A 23,065-nucleotide genomic window follows, 5' to 3' on the forward strand; every position below is an offset into this window, starting at 1 on the left:
GTGCGTCACTCCTCACATTTTCGGTTTCGAGGTAGCCATCTGGAAATTTTCCAGATATTTTTTAACCTACCTACCGATAGGTAGGCAAGTTTCTTGATTTAGAAGGCGTTTGCATGACTACTACAATTTCCCGTCCCCTCAAGGTGGGGGCATGGTTTGCTATCTCATTGGCGCTCGTGACGGTGCTAGGTCCGGCGGGCACGGATATGTATCTGTCGTCCCTGCCCGATGTGGTGGAGCATCTAAATGCCACGGCGGCTTCAGGCCAGCTCACTTTGACCGTTTACTTGCTGGCCATGGGTGCAGGCCAGCTGGTATTCGGGCCGATTACTGACGCTTTCGGGCGCCGGCGACCGCTGTTGGCCGCCCTGGTCGTTTTCCTGCTGTCCTCCGTATGGGCTGCCATGAGTCCATCAATGGGCATACTCTTGATCGCGCGCACGTTGCAGGGTCTGGCAGCAGCCCTGACCCTAGTCGTGGCCCTGAGCATGGTTCGAGATGCAGCGCAAGGTGTCCGAGCCGCGCAGCTCTTTGCCTTGCTCATGACGATCGAAGGCTTGGCTCCGGTATTGGCTCCCACGGTCGGTGGCTTCGTCGACCAGCACTTCGGGTGGCGTGCAGTGCTTCTGGTCTTGGCCGGGCTCGCAGCAATCGCGTTTGCGAACTCAACGGTGAGCTTGCGCGAGACGCTTCCAGCGGAATCCAGAACGTCGTTGCGGTTGGGCCAAGTGATGCGCACCTACGGACGCATCGCACGGGATGGGCAATTCCTGCTACCGGCCTTAGGCCTCTCGGCAGTGTTCTTTTTCCTCTTCGCCTACATCGGCGGGGCGCCCTTCATCTACCAGGGGGAGTTTGGACTCAGTTCAGATACCTTTGGCCTTGTTTTCGGTGGAACCGGGCTCGCCGTGATGTTCGGTGCAATTATTGCCGGGCGCACGGTAGGTAAATTCGGCGCCGGCAAACTCGGCGTCTTTGGCACTATCTTGATCGCACTCGGCGCGCTGATCGGCCTAATTCTCTCAGGTATTGGGTTGGGTCTCGCAGGCATTGTCATCGGCATGTTTGTTGCACTCCTCGGAGTCGGAATAGCCGAAGCGACGTTGATGGCCTTGGCAATGGCTTCGCAGAATACCGCGCTTGGTTCAACCGCTGCGCTCCTGGGAGCTTTCCAGCTGATCATTTCCTCGGCGGCTACGCCCTTGGCGGGGCTTGCCGTGGGGATATCCACGGGGGCATGGCTGGGATTCCTTCTGGGCATCTCCTTGGTAGCCTTTATCATCGTAGGAGTGAGCATTAAGCGCGCCCCGGCGATCACCGATCTCGGAAGTCACTAGCAGAAGCCTGAACTTGTGGAGGTTTCATTGGCAAAACCCCTGTCCCCGTCAGCCCAACGCGTCTGCTTAGTGGCTGCCCAGCATTTCGCGCAGCATGGCTATGATGGCTCATCACTCACCGTCATCGCCGAAGGCGCAGGCATGCGCAAGGCCTCACTGTATGCGCACTTCTCCAATAAGGATTCCTTATACGAGCAGACTCTGGATTTGGCATTTGCCGACCAGGAGGCCGCAGCGAAAGCTGCATTCGCTAGCGAAGCGGACGGGAAAATGCCGGGAATCGAGTACTTGGAGGCACTGTCCTCGAGGTATGCAGCGTCGGTGAACTTCCGATTCCTGCTGCGGTCCGTGTATGCCCCGCCGCATGCACTTGAAGCACAGATCATTGGCAAATATCGTAGCTTCGAAAACGAGCTGCGAGCCTTGTTCGTGTCAGCTGCGGCTAAGGAAGACGAGAAAACGCGCGATCTGACGGAATCATATCTGGCGGTGGTCGACAGCCTCCAGGTCGAGCTGATCTATAATTCTGCTGAGAATTACAGGGCTAGATACCGAGCCGTGTTGCGGATGCTTCAGCATTACTACGAGAAGTGATCAAAGAGTTCCGCAATGCTTCCGGCCAAGCAGCTGAAGCAGTTCGGCACGAGCACCGCGGTGAAGCCGTCATTCGAATAATGCGTTCGAATGACGGCTTCGTGCTGAACTGAGCCAGCTTGCCTCCGGGACGAATATTCGAAGGGGTCCGAGCCACTACTGAGATATCTCTGCGGGCGCCGATCGTTTCGATTGCCTGTCTAGCTTTTCCGCAACCGACGAAATCCAGGACTTCGGGACAACAAATAACAAGAAGGGGCTTCCAAGGCCAACCATTGGCCACCCTGTCAACGAACGACGAACCGGATATGCCATCTGTTTTCCGATCTGTGCCCGAATTCCGTCCGGTGGATACTCCCCCGTATGTGGCGTCTGGAAAGATAGCGCTGCTGTGTTTGAATGAAGCGTGAAAGCTTCCAGGAATACTGTTTACGTGATGTTGGGGCTCCTGCTAACTCTCGCAGGAACAGCAAGTAGTTTCGTGATGTTCTTGCAGCCATGGAGACGCTGCCCTGAGATTGATGACAGCTCCGCGGGCTGTCCTGCCACCTCAAACGACACAGCCCTATTTGGCCTTGCCATAGCAGTCCTGCTCCTAGGCGTAGCGTTGTTGATCATGTCAGGGAAACCCCAGCGGATCCCCCTAGAAGCTGCCGGCCCCTTTGGAAAACTCGGCTAAAATCCGATAAAACATCGATTCAAAAATTGAGTGGACCTTCTGCGACGCCTGTGAAGTGTGACCAATATGGGAAGAAGTGCCTCATGCGCCGGAGTACTAGGGTTATTAGAAAAGCTGAGCTCCAACCTTGCCGTTTGGAACGATGAGTTTCAGCAATACTTGCAATGGGACCGCGGCTGGTTACAGGGGTTCGGCGAAAAAGCATGGCCCCGACCGGCAAACAGCTAGCTCGCGATGTTCAGTGGGATGTCGGCGACACATTTTTCATCCGCCATGGTGTTTGAACGGCGCTGCTTAGCCTTCGAAGCAGTCCCAGCGCTGGCTGTAGCCGTGCGGGTTCCAAGCGTTCATCATCAACAACTTTGTGGGCCGGTTCTCGAACCACAGCAGCTGCGACCGTTCCCTATGGTGATCTTCGGGTTCTCAGCGATCGGCGTTTCCGGGAAATAAGCGTCTCCCGTGACGCTGCGGGCTGGGTGTACCGTTGGCTACGACGGGATTTTCGCGTACAGCTTCGACCTGGGGTGGCATTTTGGCGGCTTTCGTACTGATTCACGGTGGCGGTTCCAGTGCCTGGGATTGGCATCTTGTCAGACCACTGCTTGAGATGTCGGGGCATGAGGTCATCGCCGTCGATTTACCCATCGAAGACGAGAACGCTCTGCTTCAGGACTACGTTCAGGCAGTAGCCGCAGTGGTGGGCGACGCCCAACACACGATCGTGGTCGGCCACTCGCTGGGCGGCTTCACTGCGCCTCTGGTCTGCGACGAGCTCCAATCGGACGGGCTCGTTTATCTCGCAGGAATGATCCCACTACCGGGCGAGGCATTCGCTGACTGGTGGACCAACACCGGTCACGATCACGAAGCGATAGATCCGGACATCCAGGCTTCGTTTTTCAACGACGTCCCGGAAGATTTGATGCGCCAGGCACTCGCCAGGGGTCGCGACCAGCAAGGTGAATGGATGGCTCGGCCCTGGCCTGGGCAGCGGCATCCGGCCGTCCCCACCAGTGCAATATTGTGCCGCGACGACCAGTTCTTTCCCGCTTCATTCATGAAACGCCAAGTACACCAGCGACTTGGAATCGAGCCGGTTGAAATTCCAGGGGGCCACTACGCCACCTTGAGCAATCCAGACGCTGTTGCTGCGGCGCTGAACGCCTTCGCCCAAACAATCGCTCCGACACCGGGAAAGTAAACCTGGCCCAAGATCTCACCTCCTACGCAGTGAGATCCGCCGGATGCCCCAAGAGTGTCTTTGGCCTGCCGCGCAATAAACCGTTGGCGGACAGTACAGTCGAGATTCCTCTTTGGGTCAGTCTCTGACGCAATTGAATCGGGCGCTGCCCTGCGCGAATCAAGGATACTCTGGCCAGATGGTCTACAACACTCATCAGCGTGACGTCGCAGCTCCATCTAGCGAAGTGGGGTCGCTCATCGATTCGCTTGCCGGTGAGAACGACCGGTTGTGGCCACGAAGCGACTGGCCAGCATTGCGCTTGAATGGACCGCTTGGGGTAGGCGCAGAGGGAGGACACGGGCCAGTGCGCTATTTCGTGACTGCATACGAGATCGGCAGACGGATCGAATTTCAGTTCACCGGTCCGTCGGGTTTCAATGGGCAGCACTCTTTCACTGCCACCAGCCTTACCGGCAAATCAACGCTGCTCCGGCACGAACTTTGCATATCACCTACCGGAATAGCCAGGCTTACCTGGCCACTCTTCTTCCGGCCCTTGCACGATGCACTAATCGAAGAAAGCCTGGATCGTGCCGAAAATGAACTCGGTGCTTCTCCAAGTGCCGCGCACCGTCGGTCGCTGTGGACGAAGATCCTTCGGCTACCGTTCTCCGCACGGATGACCCGCAAGTAGGAAACCGACGCTAAAGGTCCCCGCCATGAGACAGTCTGGTCCCCATGCAACTTCAGCTTTAGGGCATGGACGGAAATCGAGATTTCTGTGGACGTGACTTCCGTAGTTTCCAGATCTGTCGAATTGCCCTCTGTTACAACGCGATCAGGTCGCCGTGCCAGAGCCGACCCCAGCAGCCACCTCTTCGATGCCGTTCAGGAGGTCCTGCAACCCGGGCTCTTCCAAGGGGAAATGGCCGCAGCTGCGAAGCAACCGGGTGGTGGTTGGGCCGGGCAAGGTTTGCAGGCTGCTCCCGCTCAGCGCTACCGGAGTCCACTCATCGAGCTCAGGGTGCATCAGATGTACGGGTACGCGTTTTATGCGCGCATCGGAGTGCGGATGCTGCATATAGCTGGCGAGGAATCCATGAGGGACCCATGCGCCACCTCCACGGGCATCGTTCGCGCAAAGCCGTCCCAGTCCGGGGTCACGACCCATGTTTCTGAGATTGGCGATCCAAGAAATCCTGAGTGGGATCTGGGCAAGCGGACCCCGGACCAGCCTAAGCACGGGCACAAATGCCAAGGCAAGTGAGCCAAACCGCGTCATCGCAGAACGGGCTTTCGACTCTGTCGGGTCGAGAAGGCAGGTAGCGACCACGGCGGCCACCAAATGTGAACGGGCAGCTGCTTCCACCGTGAGCATGCCACCGATGCTTGCTCCGAGAAGAATGACGGGGCGACCGTCGTCTTCAGCTGCGACGAGATCGACTAGTAGGGCGATCCAATCTTCGTACCTCACCGTTCCGCGGGAAGCCGTCACGGTGCGTCCGTAAAGTGGCAAATCCACTGCGGCCAGGTCAATCCGGCGGCCTGCCAGCATGGATACGACGGGCCAAAGCGCCCCGCCATGGGCACCGGCTCCGTGGACGACAATCACCCGAACCGGGGCGTTGGCATCGCGCAACCGGAGGAGGTGGACAAGATGCTTTCTCCAAGTCCACCATTCCGAAACGGGAGGAATGAGTGAATCTTTTCTTGCCTGCGGCAGGAAGCGTGCATATTGCTCCATATCGACCCCGGCTGGTCCATACGACTGCATTGAGTCTGCCTTTCCAAAGTCGGCTGGTTCTCAAGTCTTGCACGCCGAAGAAACAGACCGCTCGGAAAGGATACTCATTTCATGGCAGCGATGAGGGCGGCCAGCTCCGGGTGTCCCGCAGAAATTCCCCCTGCGGCGCAGCCCGGCTTAAGGAGCGGTGACCGTCGCAGTAGAGGGTGCTACCGAGTTGTCGGGAACCTCCGGATACAGTTCGGTCGGCAGGCCAACCGTAAATCCGTCATCACCCACCCGGAGGCCATCCACCGAGAGGGTATGAGCTTCGTTCTGGGTGCCGTCTGTTAGTTGGACCATCACGTGGCTTCCAGAATGTTCACCAACCACCACCTTCGCGTTCTGCGGGGTAATACCCCGCTCCGCTAGGATCTCCCGCGTCTTGGCGACCATTGCATCGTCCAAAACCCCTCCCGGGAAAGGATGAGTGACTCGGCATACCCCGTCTCGATCGGCGGCATAGGCCGCGGCAACCAGGTCCTTGCCTGCTTGTTCAATGGAGCCGACCGGTTTGCCCCCGTCACAGGTGTCGTCGGTGTAATCCCGGAACACGGAACACCCCGTCATGACGCCAGCGCACACCACCAACCCAACGATGCCAAGTCCAGCCGACTGGTATTTGCTCGGGAATCGCACGCTCCGCCGCTCAAGTTCGATCATGCAGACCATTATCGCCGAGACGTTTTCAGCTTCTGGGCGATCACTCCGTGTCGCTGAACCTCGCTGGATACCCGCACGGAGGCCTTCCACCGTCCTCAGCGAACAGCTGAGCTTGGGGCTCCCGGGTCAAGGTGCCCCGCGTGGAAGACCTGGCTTGAGGTGAGCGGCCGACGGTCATTGCGGCAAGCATGCGACGTCACGCGATTTGAGCGTAACGTTGCAACTAAGCTGCCGGTCGCTTCTTCCCAATGAAAGTCGAGAAAATTCTCCATGCCTAAACACCATTTCAGCCCGCTTCTCCACCAGTCCACAGCACCTTTCTCGCACTTCGTGCGACACGGGGAAATTGGCTACACCGCAGGAATCATTGGACAACGGACCGATGACGGCTCGCTTGTCTCAAACGACGTCTCGGAACAGTGCGAGGCGATGATGAACAACCTGAATGCTTTATTGGGTGAACTCGGATTGAGCCTTTCGAATGTCCTGCGTGCCACGATCTACCTGACCGATTACAAAGACTTTGATGCGATCAACACCATCTATGCCAAACACTTGCGTGAGCCGTTTCCGGTCCGCACCACCCTTCAGGTGGTAGCGCTGCCGTTGGGTGCGAAGGTACAGATCGACGCTGTCGTCGTCATTTAGCATGCACGGGTGAGGGTTCTCGTTGCGGGTCTTGCCTGAAAGAAGCCCCTACGGGAACAGCGTCGAAGGCTGATCCGGACAGCTCGCTTGCCGGACGAACACCCCTTAGGCCCAAGGACTTGATTCAGTGGTCTTGCCGACACGGCATTCACCGAGTTGCATCTGGCAATGGAATTGCCGGTATGCTCTGTCACCATGTCGCTAGGACGCTCCAACCGGGGCGCACGCGGGACAGGGGGGCTCTCGCCCCCGCCCTGGAAGCCGAGGGCGAATCCAGCCTGCGCACGCTGCTCGCGATAACCACCCCGGGAACTTTTGCATCGAATTTTGCGACAATTCCACAGATGCAAATATCAAGCCGCTATGCGCGGAGGTCAAACGCGCCCGGAAAGCCAGAAGCGGCGGCCGGAACCATGCGTTGCAGTTCCGAACCCCGCTCCCCCTGATCTAACGCCCAAAAAGACGTGAGAAAAAACCACCGCCCGTGCGAGTTTTCTTGGGCGCATTAGGGTCGCAACTGCAGCGCTCTTTTTGCGGAACATGAGCCATGACCTGCTGGACATGCTGGCCGCAGCCGGCCCATGTTGTTTTATGGCATTGACGACAATTGACGGCACGGCACATGCTTACACTTCCTAAACTTAGTGGCACTTTCGACGGTATCCCCGCGAGCATCTCCAGTATTGCACATACCCTAGGGGGTATTGAAAACCGCGGGTTCGAACAAGGCAGGGAAACCCCTAGGGGTATAGACTGAACTGAACTACGACCCCGAAGGATCCCACCATGCACCTTGAAGCCGAAACCATGAAACCCGCAATCAACAGGCTCAAGCGGGCACAGGGCCAGCTCAATGCTGTGATTCGCATGCTGGAAGAGGGAAGCGATTGCCGCGCAGTGGTCACGCAGCTTTCTGCCGCTTCCAAGGCGATTGACCGCGCAGGATTCTCCATCATCGCCACCGGACTGGAGCAGTGCCTGCAATCCGAAGATCCGGAATTAGACCGAGCCGACATGGAGAAATTATTCCTCTCACTGGCCTAGGCCAGAAGCCGGCGGCTGCCCTGGAGACTACGAAGCGATTCCCCATCTTGCATGAAGTCACAAGTCCGGTCGTCTAGTCCCGGGCATCATCCAGCAGCGCCGCCAGGAGTGCGCGGTCCGCCCCATCAAGCAAGCCCACGAACCGCGCGAGGCAGTTCTCCTTATTATTGGTCTCCGTTAACGAACGGACCATATGCGCCGCAGAAAACTGGCAACCGGTCAGCGTGGCCTCGTAGGTCCAGACTCTCCCGGTCAGCGTGCGCGCGAGCATTCCCTTGTCGAAGAGGTGCCCAAGCACCGTGGCGACCGTAGTGTAAGCAGGTGTGGCTTCCTCTTCCGCATCCATTATTTCGAGTACGGTTCGCGCGGTGTGCGGTTGGCCGCTGCGCCATAAAATGTTCATCACCCGGCGCTCCAGGGGTCCGAGCTGCGGGGCGTGCTCCACGCTGAAGGGCAAGGTCGGCTGCACAGAGTCGCTGGTCATCGAGCAAGACCTCCAATTGGTGCGCGTGGACGCGCAGGTACAGCACACTGGACTTGGCCGGAAAGCCGGAAAACCAAGGCGACCAGCGTTGATGCCACTGCAATGCCTGCCAGCCATGGCTGCAACGGAGCAAAGTACGTAATTGCTCCGGAGTACCCTAATGCCAAGAGGGCGATTTTATTGCAGACCGGGCAGCCCACGGCGAACCAAGCCAGAACCCCGCCGGTGAGCCCCAGCCGAGAAGTGGCTTTCCCTTCTCTTCCCTGCCGTTGTTCGGCGGACCGGGTTGCCGGATTCTGTCTCTGCGCGGAACCACTTGAATTCATTTCAGTTGAATTCTTGACGTAGCTTGCCAAGAGAAGTCCCGAGAGTACCGAGGTGGCGATCCACACTGGGTAATTCCACGGGGTCGCGGGGATCTCGCGGGTGAAGATGTCGTTGGGAATCAAGACTGTTGCGAGCCCCAAAAGCACTCCAATCGCCACGGTGGCAGCGATTGCCGTCAGCCACTGCCGAGTCCCCCATAGGCGCAAGGCCTGTCCCGACAAGGGAATCCGACTGATAATTCCCTTCACCCATTCGTTCGCTGGCAACCTAGCTCCTTACCGAGTGCAGGCGGTCGCTCCGCCGGCGTTTGATTATTACTATGCCTCATCGTACTGTTACTAATCAACGTAGTAGTCAGGATTGACGGCCGTAGGCAGGGAAGGAAATACAGATGACGAGCACGAATGAGACCGCTTCGAGGACAGCCAAGGGGAAACGTCTTCCGTGGTTTTGGCTCCTCCCCATTCTGATCGCCATCGTCGCCGCCTTGCTGATTTGGTCCCAGATATCGGGCAAAGATCCAGAATCGACGCAGGCACCTTCGGCGATAGCCGAGAGCACCCAAGAAACGTCCGCTACGCCCGCGCCACCGCCGGCCTTTCCCGACGTCTCTCGCCTGGATCCAAAGGATCCAACTGCTGTGGGGTCGGTCGATGCCCCCGTTGTCATGGTGGCCTACTCAGATTTCCAATGCCCGTTCTGCGCCAAATGGACCGATAGCACCCTGCCGAAACTTGCCGAGAAATACGTAGACAACGGGCAGCTGCGGATCGAGTGGCGAGATCTGGACATCTTCGGCGAGGCCTCGCTGACGGCCGCCCAGGCGGGCCAGGCAGCCGCACTGCAAGGCGGCTATATCGATTTCCACCATCGCATGTCCCAAGGCGGGAACATCTCCGCGGCAAAAGACTTCACCGATGAGTCCCTGATTGCGATCGCCGAGGATCTGGGGATGGAGGGCGATAAACTCATCACCGATATGGGCAGCAGCCAGGTCAAGGACGCGGTGCAGCGCAATATTGCAGAAGCCCAGTCCCTAGGGGTACTGAGCACACCGTCATTCCTCATCAACCGGACACCCTTCGTCGGCGCCCAGCCACTGGCCAACTTCGAGGCGGCAATCGAGGCAGAACTCGCCAAGGCCGAAGCCGAGCAACCGTAGTGGAGGCCGGAATCCTATTTGCCTTTGTCGGTGGGCTGCTCGGCCTGTTCAGCCCTTGCAATGCAATGCTTCTGCCGGCGTTCTTTGCCCATGCGGCGACTTCCACCCGGCGGCTTGGTGCCATCGGCTTGGCCTTTCTTGCCGGCACGCTAGCCACGCTGGTACCACTTGGCCTAGGCATGGGGTGGCTCGGCGGAGCCCTTGCCATTGACCGCGGACTGCTCATTGTCATCGCAGCATGGGTGATAGTGGCCTTCGGACTGCTGCAGATTTTCGGCGGCGGCTTTGACGCCGCCCGATTCTTTCCGCCACGAGTACGCCAGCCGCGTGCTCCGGGCTCGCTATGGGGTGCAGCGCTCTTGGGTACCGTTGCCGGTGTCGCAGGTTTTTGCACCGGACCGGTCCTTGGCGCAATCCTGACCTTGATCCTCACCTCGGGCAGCCCGCTGGCCGGCGGCCTGCTGCTTTCCGTGTACGGCGCTGGCACGGTACTGCCCATCATCGCTCTGGCGTGGGCCATCAAGAAGTACGGCGGAATGCGCTGGAGATGGATGCGCGGCCGCCAGCTTCGGCTGGGCCGGTTGCACTTGCACAGCAATACCCTGATCGCCGGAACAGTCACCTTGCTCGTCGGTGTGGCGATGCTTCTGACCGGCGGCTTGGCCACCGCCGGCGAGCTGCTGCCGCACGACATCCTCGAGGCAATTTCTTCAACTGCCGCGAACATCGACGCGGCCATACCAACATGGATCTGGATCGCTCTGGCCGCGGCCGGTTTCTTCGCCTGGTGGCTTGCAGAAGCTCGCCGCCGCCTATCGGCATCGGCTAGCGCTCGGGCGGCGCATTCCACTTCCACGAAGGGAACACCATGAACCATCATCTTCTGCTCCATCTTGCCGGAACCGGCGACGCCCCGCAGCCCAATCTGGAAATGGCTGCGCGCATCGCCCGCAATGCCCGGGCCGAGCTCCCCGATTGGACCATCGAGCTTGTGGTCCAAGGCCCGCAGGTAGCGCTCCTGGCTGCCGGGAGCGAGCTGGCCCAAGAGGTGGTTTCGCTAGTGGATGCCGGGTTCATCGTGAGTGCCTGTGCCAACAGCCTGCGCTCGGCCGCGGTTGACGGCGAAGGCCTGGCAGCCGGCGTGCGAGTTGTCAGCGCCGCGGTGGCGCGCCTGGCCACCGCTCAAATCGACGGTGCCGCGTATATCCGTGTTTAGTGCGGCAACACCGATTTTGGGAATCCATTGCTTTCCACATCGGACATAGAATGCCGATGTTCCTCCGTTAGTGGAGGAACACCGGCATTCATGTCACTGGATTAGGGCAGAAGCCTAGCTTGCTCGTTACGTTCGCCCGAACCCACGCAGCCGCAGCGAGTTCGCGACGACCAGCACCGAGCTGGCGGCCATGGCGGCACCTGCAATCATGGGATTCAGGAACCCCAGGGCTGCCACCGGAATACCGGCGGTGTTGTAGACAAACGCCCAGAACAGGTTCATCTTGATAGTTCCCAGTGTCTTGCGGGAAAGCTCGATAGCTTGCGCAACCTGCTCGACGTCATTGCCCATGATGGTGACATCGGCCGCTTCGATGGCCACATCCGTACCGGAACCCATCGCGATGCCAAGGTCCGCCTGAGCCAGCGCCGGAGCGTCATTGACGCCGTCACCGACCATTGCCACGACCCTGCCCTGCTCCTGCAGCTGGCGCACGGCCTGGGCTTTGCCTTCGGGGAAGACATCCGCGAACACGTCTTCCGGCGCAATACCGACCTTGGCGGCAACTTGCTGCGCTACCGCCTTGTTATCCCCGGTGAGCAATACCGGGCGCAACCCAAGGTCCTTGAGCCTTGCAATGGCTGCGGCCGAGGACTCCTTGATGGTGTCGGTCAGGTTGACGAATCCGGCGAAGGCTCCATCCACGCCGACCATGATCGAGGTCGCGCCGCTGCTCTGCGCGGCGGCCAGATCCGCGCGTTGCCGATCGGTGAGCTCAATCCCATTTTCCTTCAGCCAGCTTTCCCGGCCTGCCACCACGGTGTGCGCACCCACCGTTGCTCGCACCCCGCCACCGGCGGCGGAGACGAACCCGGTAGCTACGGCCAAGGAAGCCTTGGCACGCGCCGCTTCGACAATTGCTTGGGCAATCGGGTGCTCGGACCCCGACTCGGCGGCGCCGGCCAGTGCCAGCAGCGCGTCTTCGTCAAATCCCGACGCCGGGGTTGTAGAGGTGACCGCAAGGTTGCCCTCGGTCACGGTGCCGGTCTTGTCCAGCAGCACGGTGTCAACCTTGCGGGTGTCTTCCAGGACTTGCGGTCCACGGATCAAGATGCCCAGCTGAGCCCCGCGTCCGGTACCCACCAGCAAACCAATAGGAGTCGCCAGGCCTAAGGCACAAGGGCAAGCAATGACCAGCACCGCTACCGCGGCAGCGACGGCCGAGCCCATATCACCGGTGAGCAATAGCCAGAGAACAAAGGTGGACAGCGCAATGACCAGCACAATCGGCACGAAGACCGCGGAGATGCGGTCTGCAAGTCGAGCGATCGGCGCCTTGCCCGTCTGCGCCTGGGATACCAGGCGTCCCATCTGAGCCAGCGTGGTGTCCTTGCCAACGCGGGTAGCGCGAACAACCAGTACGCCCGAGGTATTGATTGTCGCACCGGTAACGGTGTCATCCGGGCCGACTTCCACGGGCACCGATTCTCCGGTAACCAACGCGGTATCCACGGCCGAGTGTCCCGAGACGACAAAGCCGTCGGTGGCAATTTTCTCGCCGGGGCGCGCAATGAACTCATCACCGGGAATCAACTCGGCCGCTGAAACCTTGGTTTCGACTCCCTCGCGGATCACCGTGGCTTCCTTGGCGCCTAGATCCAGCAAGGTCTTAAGCGCGTCGCCGGCCCGGACCTTGGCGCGGGCTTCCAACCAGCGGCCGAGCAGCAGGAAGGTCGCCACGACACCCGCGGTCTCGAAGTACAGCGCATGCTCGCTCATGGCCATGCCGACGTGGGCCGTGATATTCGGATCCGCAATCAGCTGCCACAGCGAGTAGAAGTAAGCGGCAAGTACACCGATAGAGACCAGGGTGTCCATGGTGGAGGACAGATGGCGCGCGTTGATGGCAGCGGCACGGTGGAACGGCCAGGCTGACCAGAACGTCACCGGGGTGGCAAGCGCCAGCGCAACCCAACCCCAATGCGGGAATTGAGCACCGGGGATCATGGAAATAATGAACAGCGGCACGGTGAAGATCGCGCCGACAATGAGGCGCGTCTTCAGGTCCTGGCCTGCCTGCGCGGCGGGCTTGTTCCTGCGCGGCGGCTCAAGCGATGCTGCTGCAGTGGAGGTTTGCGCGGTTTCGGTCTGCGAGCGGACTGGCTGCTCTGCGTACTGATCCACCTTGAGGTTGGCCTTGTAGCCGGCGGATTCGACGGTCGAGATCAGCTCTTCGTCCGTTACGCCTTCCGGAACCGTCACGCGAGCGGACTCCAGCGGAAGATTCACCAGCGCTTCCACGCCTTCCAGCTTCCCCAGCTTGCGTTCGACTCGGCCCACGCAGGAAGCACAGGTCATTCCCTGAATATCCAACTCGACGATGCGTTGATTGGTGGGGAATGCGGTGTCGTTACTCATGATTCCACTTCTTTCTCACTCCCGGAGACGGGCTCATATAGCTATTCGTGCCCCGTCTCGGGGTGGGTATTTAGGCTTCCGCGGAAACGAGCTTGTAGCCCGCTTCGGCGACGGCCGCTTCGAGAATCGAGTTCTCGACTGGTTTGTTGGTGGCGATGGTAGCCGTTGAGGCTCCACCGACGACGAGGTCAACCTCGACATTGCTGACGCCAGGGATCTCTTGGAGTTCCTCGGTCACCGACGATACGCAGTGCCCGCAGGTCATGCCTTCAATCTTCAAGGTGATGTTGTTGCTCATGACGTCCTCCGTATTTGTTGTATTGCTATTTGCTTCTTCATCGCTCGAGCTGCATCCGCAGCAGCTTGATTCATTGCTCATGAGGCCCTCTTCTCGCGGGATAGTGCGGGATCTTTCGGTTCTCGAAAAGTCATCTGGGCAAACGGCTGGCCTTGCAGGCATCTCCATGATTTTGCATGAGCCTCAACAACGGCCATTGCGTTTTCCATACCTTGACGATATACCCCTAGAGGGTATCGAGTCAAGTACCCCCATAGGGTATATTTTCAATTAAATTCAAAGACACTGGATCCAACGAACTGCGTCATGAATTCATTGATTGTCCAATGTCCGGGTTGATGCTTCCTGCACAATTGCCCAGCCCCAGGATCGCAGTTTGAGAAATCGGAGCGCGAACCACCGACCCAGGGACACCGCCGATTTCCGAAAAATAGCCATTGAATTCAAGGCAGGCAGGGCTTCGCGACACCCGCGGGAAGCGCGGCCCTGAACTTATAGACAATGCCGGCCTCACCGCCAGGGCCAGGTAGCCAACGGTGCGCAGCCAAGGCGCAGCGGAACCGGTAAATTCTCCACCGGCCACTTACTTGGCCAGATATGCACCCGAGGCCATCGCGGTGCAGAGGACTCCGCCCGAGGGCACCGGGCGCCCAGCATCGAGGAGAATTCCTGAATCCAGGCCCTTGCGGGCACAATACCGCTCTTGCCGATACGGATGGAATGCAGCGAAGACGCACTCAGGATCCGGCGCCAGGGGTGCCAGGCTTCGCTCAAGCAGATGAGCCGGGCGGGCACGGAGCAGTATCCGGATTGGCCGTTGGATCATTTCCCAACTCATAATGCCCAGGTCGTGAAAACTGGCGTGTATCGCATCTTCGGGTCAATTCTCTTTTCACGCCACTCGGTGGAGCCGGACCGAATTTGGCGGATGCTTGGCCCGGGTCCACTTATCGGCGGGCGATAGAGCGTGGCAGGTTCAGCTCCGCGAAAATTCCGAATCACCATCTCCGGAAATTCACTCCGGGGTGGGTTGAGCACGGGGATCCAGTGGCATAAAGCTCATCCACTGCGGAAGGCTTGAAAACGGCCAGCCCTTCCAGAACTTCTATATACCGGGCACGAGATCAACGATTCGGTACAGGCGCAGCTGGGCCCGGTGGATCTTCGGCGTTCCAAGATCCTCCGGGCCCAGCTCACAAGTCAACCTCGACCAACTAGATGATCAGGCTTGATGATAGGTTTCGGCGAGCGCGTAGACGGGTGTGGGCAGCCCCTCGAAGCGGGCCTTGAGCTGCAGGCCCAGATATTTCGAGTAGTGCCTGGACTGGTGCAAGTTCCCGCCGTGGAACCAGAGGTTCTTGACCTTGGTCGGCTTCCACATATTGCGCAGTTCGCCTTGCCAGGGACCTGGATCCTTGGTCGTGTCGGAGCCCAAGCCCCAGCATTTACCCACCGCATCGGCGACCTCTTGGGAGATCAGGTGGGCGGCCCAGCCGTTCATCGATCCATAGCCGGTTGCGTAGACCACCGCATCGGCGGGCAGCTCGGTTCCATCGGCCAGGACCACACCGTGCTCGGTCAAGTGCGAGACCTCGCCCTGGGCCAGGGCGATCGACCCGTCGGCCACCAGCTCGCTGGCGCCGATGTTGATGTAGTAGCCCGAGCCGCGGCGCAGATACTTGAGAAACAGCCCCGAGTCGTCATCGCCGAAGTCGAGGTCGAACCCCACGTCCTCCAGGGACTTGTAGAACTCTGCGTCCTGTTCGCGGACCTTGTCGAACGCCGGCCGCTGGAAATCGGGCAGGACCTTGTACGGGATGGAGGCGAAGATCAGGTCCGCCTTGTGGTGATCGATGCCTGCGGCCAACGCCTGTTCGGAATACAGCGGCCCCAGCACGGTATTCATCAAGGATTCCGAACGCACGATGTGGGTGCTGGAGCGCTGCACCATGGTGGGCTTGGCACCGTTCTGGACCAAATCCGCGCAAATATCGTGGGCCGAATTATTCGCGCCGATCACCACGACATTCTTCCCTGCGTAGCGTTCACCGCCTGGGTGCTTCGAGGAATGATTCTGCTCCCCGGCGAAGCTCTCGGCACCCGGGTAGCGGGGAACGTTGGGGATTCCGGACATTCCCGTAGCCAGGACCAATTGGGTGGGACGCAGGGTGAGCGGCACCCCGTCGCGTTCGACTTCAACGATCCAGCCGTCGCCGTCCGGGTCTTGCCGTGCACCGGTTGCTTCGGTCAGGGACCAGTAGTCCAGTTCCATGAGCTTGGTATAGCTTTCCAGCCAGTCGCCCATCTTGTCCTTGGGGGTGAACACCGGCCAGTGGTCGGGAAATTCAATGTATGGCATATGGTCGTACCAGACCGGGTCATGCAGGGCCAGCGAGTGGTAGCGCGAGCGCCACTGGTCCCCCGGCCTTGGATGCTTGTCGATGACCAGGGCCGGGACGCCCATGCGTTTGAGCCGTGCGGCCAATCCGATGCCGCCCTGGCCGCCGCCGATAATCAGTGTGTACGGCTGCTCGGTGATTCCGAGTGCTTGACGCTGGGCTTCGCGGCGGTCCAGCCAGTTCGCCTTGCTCATCGCCGAGCCGTGCTCGGCCCCGAGTTCCCGCCTGGACCCGGCGGGCTCGGGATATTCGCGCAGTTCCTGGGCCGTGCTCAGCAGGGTCCAGCACCGGCCGTCGCGCAGCCGGAAGAGCCCGAGCCCGTTGATGGCATCGTTCTCGAAGGTGTACCAGGCCTCGACGACTCCGTCGGCGTCCTGTGCGCTGGTCACCTTCAGGTTTCGCGGCCATGCCCCGCGCTCGACGCCGAGCAGCATCTTCGCGATGTCTTCGCGCCCCTCGCTGGTGTGCAGGTTCCAGGTCAATGCGGTGAGGTCCCGCCAATAGCATTCCTCGCCGAAGAGCTCCGCGGCCCCTTGCACATCGCCTGCTTCCAAGGCCTGCTGCAGCGCTCGGCACCATTCTTGAGCCTGTGCCAGTGGATCGTTGTTCACCATCGTCATCACTTCAATTCATCGGGAGTCCGGGAAATGATGCGGCTTGTTCTGCCGCCCTGAAGCAAGGCTATGAGGTGGGTCACAAAATGGAAGCGTTGCAAAAGGTTGCACGCCTCCAGGCATCAAGGTTGGCGGTAGACCGGAACCACCAGACGATAGGGCCGGGAGGCAATCAGGCCACGCAGCTTTGCACGCAGCCGGGAGATTTCGGCTCGAATAGTCACGTTGGGCGTGTGCGCAGGCCACAGTTCCTGGAGCTGCGCAGCGGTGGCCCCCGCAGGGCAGCTCGCCAGAAGCTCCAAGATTTGCCAGTGCTTGGCACTGAGCCCAATGCGGGTCGTTCCGCTGGGCGTATGCACCAGCACTTCGCGGATGCCCCCGGCGCAGAGCTCAAGCGTCACCTGCTCATCGACTCGCTGCAGGAGCCAGCCGCCGGTCGTTCTGCGCGCATCCACCGCACCGATGCCAAGGATCCAGTTGCGCCCCTCTTCCAAGGCCGGCGGCAAGGAGATCCTGCCGCTGATGCTGTATCCCCGAGCGGACGCCACAGAACCCTGGGGGTCAACCAGCAGGTATGCGCCCGCCGGCAGGGTTGCCGCCAGTTCCAGCCGTTGCATTTTCAAGGCGTGCTCGCCGCGCAGCAGTAATTCCGCTTCACGGGCGACGGAGGAAACCAGTGCCAGCGAATGCGGGTGGGCCGTGCGAAACGATCCGGCCAAGGTGATGGTGCCGACCAAGGATGACGTGGCGGGGTTGCTGACCGGCGCCGAGGTGCAGACCCAGGAATGCTGTTCTTCGCGAGCATGCTCCGGGCCAAAAATTTGCACCGGAGTCCGCTCGGCCATGGCGGCGCCGATGCCGTTGGTGCCGACGTCGCCTTCGCGCCATCTGGCCCCCGCGACAAAGCCGATGCCGTCGCTTCTCCGGCGGATCATCGAAGGCCCCATGACCCAAAGCACGTATCCCTGGCTGTCGGAGATCACCAGTTGGTTTCCAGCCTGCGTGGCCAGTGACAGGAGCCGGTCCTTGAACAGCTCAATGAGTCCGTTCAATTCCTCATTGGATTCCCGCCGCTCGCGGACCGTTGCAAGGTCCAGGGGAACGATGTCCTTGTGCTGCGCCCCGGCGCGCGACCAGGAACGCGCCACCACGGGTCGAACCAGCGAGGGAATGCGCGTGCCTTCGGCCCAGCTCTGATGCAGGGCCTTGAGGCCCCGTGCTTTGTTGGTTGGGTCTTCCCCAGCTGTCAGGGCCGCTTGGAACAGCGTCTGGGACCCACGGTGCTCCACAGTCATTTACCGAGAATGCCATGCTTCGTTAGTGGATGGGAAGCTTTCGCCGCTTAAAATCGCTGAAGATTCCCCCGATCCGCCGAAGGAGCCAGGGAAGGCCCGCGAGCAGGTGCGAGAATGCTTGTGCGCTGCCGTGAACTCGGCGACCGCCTACCTTTTGCCCGTCACCAGATCAGCTAGATGCGCTATGGCGGAGGTCTTCGTTCCGCCCTTGGATTCCACCCGGTCCGCCATCCCGTAGGCAGCATAGAGCCCCGTGGTGGCCATCCAACGCAGCGGTTCGGGTTCCCACTGCCGCACCTTGTGGTTGACCCAGGGCAAATCGGTCAGCGCGGTATTCCGGCCTAGGACCAGATCGCGCAGGGTTCGACCGGCAAGGTTGGTGGTAGCCACACCGGTCCCTACATATCCCCCGGCCCAGCCGATTCCCGTGCGCGGATCCATGCCTACGGTGGCAGCCCAATCTCGCGGAACCCCTAGCACCCCGGACCAGGCATGGTCGATCACCGCTTCTTTGGTTTGCGGGAAAAGCCGTTGCAGAATTTCCCGGAGGCCGTTGACCGTCACCGCGGGCGTCATCCCGTCAAGGTCGGTACGCGACCCGAATTTGTAGGGGACTCCGCGACCGCCAATGGCGATCCGGTCATCGGCGGTGCGCTGGGCGTACATGTACACGTGGGCAAAATCGCCAAGCACTTCGCCGTTCTTCCAGTTCGCCTCATTCCAGAAGGATGCATCCAGCGGCTCGGTGGCAATCATCGAAGAATTCATCGGCAGCCACAAGCGCTTATGGCCTTTAAGCCCGGCGGTGAAGCCCTCGGTCGCACGAATGATGAAGTCCGCGGTGACGGTGCCGCCAGCGAATTCCAGCCGGTGCGAACCGATCTCCGTGACCCTGGTGTTCTCGAAGATTTCCACTCCGAGAGATTCGACTGCCTGCGCCAACCCGCTGACGAGTTTTGCCGGTTGGATCCGGGCGGCATGCGGGTGCCAGGCGGCGGCGAGGGTGCCCGCGGCATTGATCTGCTGAGCGGCTTCGGTGCCTTCCAGCAGCTGCACCCCGGTGTGCTCCCAGGACTGCTCGGCGGTTACGAAGGCGCGCAGCCGGGCCTCTTGGGCCGGATTGTACGCAATCTCGAATTCGCCGCCCTGCAGGATGTCCGCGTCGATGTTCTCGGCGGCGCAGACCCGCACCACCTCGTCGACGGTGTGATTCATGGCCAACTGAAATTCGTCGACCGCTTGCCGTCCGTGGGTTTTCAGGTACTGTTCGCGCCCACCGGTAATGGTGTTGGTCAGCCAGCCGCCATTTCGGCCCGACGCCCCATACCCGATATGGCGCTGCTCCAGGATCGCGATGCGCAGGCTGGGCGCTGCTTGCTTCAGATAGTAGGCGGTCCACAGCCCGGTAAAACCGGCACCCACAATGGCAACGTCGAAGGCATGGGAGCCACGCAGAGTATCCCGCGGAGTGGGCGTTCCAAGGCGTTCCCACCAATGAGAGAGGTGGCCATTGATCATGTGATTCCTTCGTTCCGCAACGAATAAATGAACCACGCTCACTTCATGGTTCCGAAATCACTCTAGGGTTACGGCACCCGCCCTGGCAAGGGTTCAAAAACTATTCGGAGAGCTCCACATGCGCGCCCGGTGCCGGGGCACTGACCATCATGGTGGCGACTCCCACCTCGTCTCCGAGCTGCGTCATCACCTGCTCGGCATGCTCTGCATCGCGCACCAGCAAGGCCAAGGTCGGTCCCGAGCCGGACACCATGGCCCGCAGCGCGCCGGCTCCTTCGGCGAGGTCCCGCACTGTTCCAAGTTCCGGAGCTAAGGCCAAGGATGCCTGCGTCAGGTCATTGACCAGAAGCTGCGACAGCGCTTCGGCATCCGATTCCATCAGCGCTTTAATGACCTGTGGATCAATCTCCTGAGGAACCTCAACACACTGGCCGGCGCGCAGCCGGTCGAGCATCGAATAGACGCGCGGGGTCGATAAGCCGAAGCTGGCCGGGATCAATACCCACTGCGTCTTGGCACGCGTCAGCAAGGGGGCGAGCTTGTCTCCGATGCCCAGGCCGATGGCCGCACCGCCCATGAGCGCAAAAGGCACATCGGCGCCGAGCCGGGCGCCAAGCCGGCCAAGCTCTTCACGGTCCAGCCCGGTCCCCCACAGCTCGTTGCAGGCCACGAGCGCAGCAGCGGCATCCGCGGAACCGCCGCCCATCCCGCCGGCAATCGGCACTCGCTTGGTGATGTGGAGGTTTGCACCCAAGGTGCAACCGGTATGCTCGCGTAGCAGCTCGGCGGCTTTCCACACGAGGTTATTTTGACCCAGCGGGAAATTTTCCGGATCGGCAACCACTGGCGAGCCCGGTTCCAGGCTCAGCTGCAGTTCGCCGTCTTCGCGCAGTGTGGCTTCGATTTGCTCCAGCAGGGATACCGCGACATAAAGGCTCGCGACCTCATGGTAGCCGTCCTCACGTGGTGGCCCCACCCGGAAATAGCAATTAATTTTTCCCGGTGCGGTGGCAATGACGCGTTGCTTGGCCATCGTTAGTCTTCGGTCTGGCTAAGCGCCGGCACCGTGTGAGCCGCACGGGCGATCGAGATGAATCCGTCCACGTCCAGCTTCTCCCCGCGTTCCTTCGGATCGATGCCTGCAGCGCGCAGGATCTGCTCGGCACGAGCACCGGATCCGGCCCACCCGGACAGCGCAGCGCGCAGCGTCTTGCGGCGCTGGGCAAAGGCCGCGTCAACGATGGCAAATACTTCCTTGCGGTCAGGCGCGTCGCTGCGATCCTTATCGCGGGTGAAAGCCACCAGACCGGAATGGATTTTCGGGGCCGGCCAAAAGACGTTCATGCCAATCACCCCGGCCTTGCGCATGGTGCCGTACCAGGCGCCCTTGACCGAGGGGACACCGTAGATCTTATTTCCCGGCGTCGCGCACATCCGGTCGGCGACCTCATCTTGCACCATCACCAGGCCATGGGTAATGGATTCGAAATGCTCCATCAGGTGCAGCACCACAGGCACCGCAACGTTATATGGGAGATTCGCGACGAGGGCCGTGGGGTTGCCCGGAAGCTCGGTGATCTTCATGGCATCGCTGAGGATCACCGTCAAGTCCTCTTCACGGCCCGGACGGAGTTCGGCCATGGTTTGCGGCAGCCGCTTCGCGAGCGGCGGGTCGATCTCTACGGCAACCACCTTTGCAGCGGCATCCATGATTCCGAGGGTCAGCGAGCCGAGGCCCGGTCCGACCTCAAGCACGGTCTCCTCCGGGGAGACATTCGCGGTGGCCACAATCCTGCGGATGGTGTTTCCGTCAATGACAAAGTTCTGCCCGAGGGTCTTCGTGGGACGTATCCCAAGCTCCTCGGCCAGTCGACGGATTTCGGTAGCCCCAAGCAGCGGCAAAGATTCCTTAGACATCACACCTACAATTCTAGTTCAGCGCACAAGGACTGCTGACGCGACGCGACGCGCCCACCCGAATGGGGTGGACGCGTCGCATCAAAAGTTCTCTGCTGCTTAGCGCAGCCCAAGCTTGGACGAGCAGTGTGGCCAGTGGCCCCATCCGCCGTTGGCACGCAGCTTCTCAGCGGTAGCGATCTGCTCCTGAGGGCTTGCCTGGTGCGGCAGCGGTGCGTACTTCGTTCCGCCGGCTCCCCGCCAGGACGAAGCGGAGAACTGGAGTCCGCCGTAGTAGCCGTTACCGGTGTTGATCGACCAGTTGCCACCGGACTCGCATTTGGCCAGTGCCGCCCAGGTTGAGGAGATGCTTCCGGTTGGAGCCTTGGTCTTGGTGTCCGAGCTCTTGGAATCCGAGCTCGATTCAGGCTTCTTGGTTCCGACTCGAATAACCTCTGCGACAGGCTTCTTGGTGACCTTGGACTTCAGGACTTCTTCCTCGCCCTTTTTACCATTGCGGGTTTCCTGGCGAAGCGTTAGTTCACGCTCGCCCTTCTTGCCCTCGGTCTTGACCTTGGTCTTGCCCTTTTCGAGTTTCGAATCGTTGACCTTCTCGGTATCAAAACCGATCTCTCGTTTTTCGTCCCACGTCTTCACCGAAACGACGATGACCTCGATCTTGGCACCTTCCTCGATCTTGGTGCTGGTCTTCGCGTCCTTGTCGGTGTCTTTACCAACCTGAACGTTGACCTCGTCGTCCTTGTCGAGCTTGACCTTCTGCTCGGCGAGCAGTTCCTTGACGGTCTGCGCGGTGGTCGAAATCTTCTGCTTCTTCTCATCGACCAGCAGAGTCACGTCCTTAGGGGTGATGATCTCGATTTCGTCGCTGAGGCTGACGAGCTCGATATCTTCGCCGAGGGATACTTCCGACTTCTCATCCAGCTTCAGTTCGTCCATGACATCCGCCACGGTCATGCCGGTGGTGTGCACGACTCGGTCGGTGCCGTCGATGCTGACCTGAACCGACTTGTTGCGGCTGATCTCGATGCGCTGCTCGTCGGAGAGCTCCGAATCTGCGGCTACGCTCAACTCGTCACGCTCGTAAACGCTGATGCCTTCCTGATCGAGGGCATCCTGAACGGTAGCTGCGCGGGTGGTGAAAATCTGCTCATCGCCATCAACGGCAACGGTCACGGACTTCTGGCCGGAAATATAAAAAACAGCTCCGGCGATGACCACGGCAACAGCCACGGCCTGGGCCAGATATTTGACCCAGCTTTTTTTGAGCAAGTGCATCACGGTAGTGAGATCCCCATCGTTTGTTGGTCGAACGCCAGGCGGATACTCCCGGTAAGTCTTGCTCAACCATGGCGGCCAGGCCGCCGGTATAAGATTCAGTGTGCGATTCGCGCGTCACCCGATCCGTGGAGGCTCTGCCCCCTCCGGAAATACGGCAACGCGCTATGTTGCGACCGGCTCAGGGCGCGCTCGCAACTCAACGCTTTCC

The 23,065-nt window shown here is 60.3% G+C and carries 21 protein-coding genes; 8 read left to right on the top strand and 13 right to left on the bottom strand.

Going from position 1 to position 23,065, the window contains the following annotated elements; genetic code table 11:
* The first annotated feature begins 113 nt into the window (after positions 1-113).
* The 3 genes from CIK76_RS14415 to CIK76_RS14430 all read left to right on the top strand — a co-directional run bounded on the left by CIK76_RS14415 (position 114) and on the right by CIK76_RS14430 (position 3,811).
* Positions 114-1,337, top strand: a complete 1,224-nt coding sequence (locus CIK76_RS14415) for a multidrug effflux MFS transporter (protein WP_096287617.1) — start codon at positions 114-116, stop codon at positions 1,335-1,337.
* A 27-nt stretch (positions 1,338-1,364) separates the two neighbouring features.
* Positions 1,365-1,931 carry a TetR/AcrR family transcriptional regulator gene (locus CIK76_RS14420; protein ID WP_176484230.1) on the top strand — a complete coding sequence of 189 codons (567 nt, stop codon included), beginning with the start codon at positions 1,365-1,367 and terminating at the stop codon, positions 1,929-1,931.
* Positions 1,932-3,142: 1,211 nt separating this feature from the next.
* The gene (locus CIK76_RS14430; protein WP_096287623.1) at positions 3,143-3,811 is read left to right on the top strand and encodes an alpha/beta hydrolase; all 669 of its coding nucleotides are present in this window, start codon (positions 3,143-3,145) and stop codon (positions 3,809-3,811) included.
* Positions 3,812-4,631: 820 nt separating this feature from the next.
* Here CIK76_RS14430 and CIK76_RS14440 read toward each other — a convergent pair.
* Positions 4,632-5,567: an alpha/beta hydrolase gene (locus tag CIK76_RS14440; protein ID WP_217990400.1), complete on the bottom strand. Its 936-nt coding sequence runs from the start codon at positions 5,565-5,567 to the stop codon at positions 4,632-4,634.
* A 147-nt stretch (positions 5,568-5,714) separates the two neighbouring features.
* On the bottom strand, positions 5,715-6,239 hold the full coding sequence (locus CIK76_RS14445) for a hypothetical protein (protein WP_141393570.1): 525 nt from the start codon (positions 6,237-6,239) through the stop codon (positions 5,715-5,717).
* Between the two features lie 270 nt (positions 6,240-6,509).
* Between CIK76_RS14445 and CIK76_RS14450 the strand changes: the two genes are divergently transcribed.
* Positions 6,510-6,887: a RidA family protein gene (locus CIK76_RS14450; RefSeq protein ID WP_096287629.1), complete on the top strand. Its 378-nt coding sequence runs from the start codon at positions 6,510-6,512 to the stop codon at positions 6,885-6,887.
* A 786-nt stretch (positions 6,888-7,673) separates the two neighbouring features.
* Positions 7,674-7,931 (top strand): metal-sensitive transcriptional regulator, encoded by a 258-nt coding sequence (locus CIK76_RS14455; RefSeq protein WP_096287631.1) that lies wholly within the window; start codon positions 7,674-7,676, stop codon positions 7,929-7,931.
* Positions 7,932-8,004: 73 nt separating this feature from the next.
* Here the strand turns inward: CIK76_RS14455 and CIK76_RS14460 are convergent, their stop codons facing one another.
* Positions 8,005-8,415 carry a BlaI/MecI/CopY family transcriptional regulator gene (locus CIK76_RS14460; protein WP_176484231.1) on the bottom strand — a complete coding sequence of 137 codons (411 nt, stop codon included), beginning with the start codon at positions 8,413-8,415 and terminating at the stop codon, positions 8,005-8,007.
* Complete coding sequence (locus tag CIK76_RS14465) at positions 8,412-9,008, bottom strand: hypothetical protein (RefSeq protein WP_096287635.1); 597 nt, start codon at positions 9,006-9,008, stop codon at positions 8,412-8,414. Before CIK76_RS14465 ends, CIK76_RS14460 begins: the two co-directional genes overlap by 4 nt.
* A gap of 125 nt (positions 9,009-9,133) precedes the next feature.
* Between CIK76_RS14465 and CIK76_RS14470 the strand changes: the two genes are divergently transcribed.
* Genes CIK76_RS14470 through CIK76_RS14480 form a run of 3 tightly spaced genes read left to right on the top strand, consistent with a single transcriptional unit; the run spans position 9,134 to position 11,120 of the window.
* Positions 9,134-9,904 (top strand): thioredoxin domain-containing protein, encoded by a 771-nt coding sequence (locus CIK76_RS14470; protein WP_096287638.1) that lies wholly within the window; start codon positions 9,134-9,136, stop codon positions 9,902-9,904.
* Positions 9,904-10,776 carry a cytochrome c biogenesis protein CcdA gene (locus tag CIK76_RS14475; RefSeq protein WP_176484232.1) on the top strand — a complete coding sequence of 291 codons (873 nt, stop codon included), beginning with the start codon at positions 9,904-9,906 and terminating at the stop codon, positions 10,774-10,776. The genes CIK76_RS14470 and CIK76_RS14475 overlap by 1 nt, the downstream gene beginning before the upstream one ends.
* Positions 10,773-11,120: a hypothetical protein gene (locus CIK76_RS14480; RefSeq protein WP_096287642.1), complete on the top strand. Its 348-nt coding sequence runs from the start codon at positions 10,773-10,775 to the stop codon at positions 11,118-11,120. Before CIK76_RS14475 ends, CIK76_RS14480 begins: the two co-directional genes overlap by 4 nt.
* A 126-nt stretch (positions 11,121-11,246) precedes the next feature.
* Here CIK76_RS14480 and CIK76_RS14485 read toward each other — a convergent pair whose 3' ends face one another.
* From CIK76_RS14485 to CIK76_RS14520, 9 genes are all read right to left on the bottom strand, one after another.
* The gene (locus CIK76_RS14485) at positions 11,247-13,538 is read right to left on the bottom strand and encodes a heavy metal translocating P-type ATPase (RefSeq protein ID WP_096287644.1); all 2,292 of its coding nucleotides are present in this window, start codon (positions 13,536-13,538) and stop codon (positions 11,247-11,249) included.
* Positions 13,539-13,608: 70 nt separating this feature from the next.
* A complete protein-coding gene (locus CIK76_RS14490) occupies positions 13,609-13,836 on the bottom strand; it encodes a heavy metal-associated domain-containing protein (protein WP_096287646.1) in 228 nt (75 codons plus the stop codon).
* Between the two features lie 583 nt (positions 13,837-14,419).
* Positions 14,420-14,662, bottom strand: a complete 243-nt coding sequence (locus CIK76_RS19125) for a hypothetical protein (protein ID WP_141393571.1) — start codon at positions 14,660-14,662, stop codon at positions 14,420-14,422.
* 396 nt (positions 14,663-15,058) lie between these two features.
* Positions 15,059-16,849, bottom strand: a complete 1,791-nt coding sequence (locus tag CIK76_RS14495; RefSeq protein WP_096287803.1) for an NAD(P)/FAD-dependent oxidoreductase — start codon at positions 16,847-16,849, stop codon at positions 15,059-15,061.
* A 122-nt stretch (positions 16,850-16,971) separates the two neighbouring features.
* A complete protein-coding gene (locus CIK76_RS14500) occupies positions 16,972-18,144 on the bottom strand; it encodes a helix-turn-helix domain-containing protein (RefSeq protein WP_096287648.1) in 1,173 nt (390 codons plus the stop codon).
* 147 nt (positions 18,145-18,291) lie between these two features.
* Positions 18,292-19,662, bottom strand: coding sequence for an FAD-binding oxidoreductase (locus tag CIK76_RS14505; RefSeq protein ID WP_096287650.1), 1,371 nt, complete (start codon positions 19,660-19,662; stop codon positions 18,292-18,294).
* A 100-nt stretch (positions 19,663-19,762) separates the two neighbouring features.
* Positions 19,763-20,695, bottom strand: coding sequence for a 4-(cytidine 5'-diphospho)-2-C-methyl-D-erythritol kinase (locus tag CIK76_RS14510; protein ID WP_096287652.1), 933 nt, complete (start codon positions 20,693-20,695; stop codon positions 19,763-19,765).
* A gap of 2 nt (positions 20,696-20,697) precedes the next feature.
* A complete protein-coding gene (rsmA, locus tag CIK76_RS14515; RefSeq protein WP_096287655.1) occupies positions 20,698-21,579 on the bottom strand; it encodes a 16S rRNA (adenine(1518)-N(6)/adenine(1519)-N(6))-dimethyltransferase RsmA in 882 nt (293 codons plus the stop codon).
* A gap of 99 nt (positions 21,580-21,678) precedes the next feature.
* On the bottom strand, positions 21,679-22,854 hold the full coding sequence (locus tag CIK76_RS14520) for a resuscitation-promoting factor (protein ID WP_176484233.1): 1,176 nt from the start codon (positions 22,852-22,854) through the stop codon (positions 21,679-21,681).
* Between the last annotated feature and the right edge of the window lie 211 nt (positions 22,855-23,065).

Source organism: Glutamicibacter sp. BW80, from assembly GCF_002332385.1.
Classification (GTDB): domain Bacteria; phylum Actinomycetota; class Actinomycetes; order Actinomycetales; family Micrococcaceae; genus Glutamicibacter.